The organism is Mesorhizobium sp. M7D.F.Ca.US.004.01.2.1, from assembly GCF_003997785.1.
GTDB classification, from domain to species: Bacteria; Pseudomonadota; Alphaproteobacteria; order Rhizobiales; family Rhizobiaceae; genus Mesorhizobium; species Mesorhizobium loti.
On record NZ_RZRQ01000750.1, the window covers coordinates 1 to 556 of the forward strand.

General features: G+C 68.3%; 1 protein-coding gene. It reads right to left on the reverse strand.

Annotated elements, in window-relative coordinates; translation table 11 throughout:
• Nucleotides 1-556 (reverse strand): FAD-binding protein (locus EN993_RS36615; protein WP_127266293.1); only part of this gene is annotated, 556 nt, incomplete at both ends.

Sequence of the window (556 nt, forward strand, 5' to 3'; positions counted from 1 at the left end):
GCAGTCCGGTCGAGGCGACTTCGCCGCAGGCCCAGAGCCCCTTGACGGAGCTGCGACCGGACCCGTCAACGGCCACTCCACCCATGTGGTAGTGTTGAGCGGGGCGGATGGGAATAAGGTCGCGCGCCGGATTGATGCCGGCTCCACGGCAGGCGGACGCGATCGTCGGGAACTGGCGCGCGAATTCCGGGCCAGGCCGTTGCCGCGCGTCGAGAAAGACACGGTGGCCGTTCGCAAGATGGTTCCACACGGCGCGCGCCAGGACATCGCGGGCGGCAAGTTCTGCCCCTTGCACGCCCTCGAGAAAGGGGCGGCCGGTTTCGTCGATGAGGGCGGCACCTTCGCCGCGGACAGCCTCGCTGATCAGCGTCATCGGGCGCTCCGACCCGTCAAGCGCAGTCGGGTGGAACTGGATGAACTCGAGGTCGGAAAGGACGGCTCCCGCGCGGGCCGCAAGCGCCAGACCCTGTCCGCAACTCCCAGGTGGATTGGTCGTGTCGAGAAATAGCCCGCCGATCCCACCGGTGGCGAGAACGACGCGCCGCGAGGCGAAGAA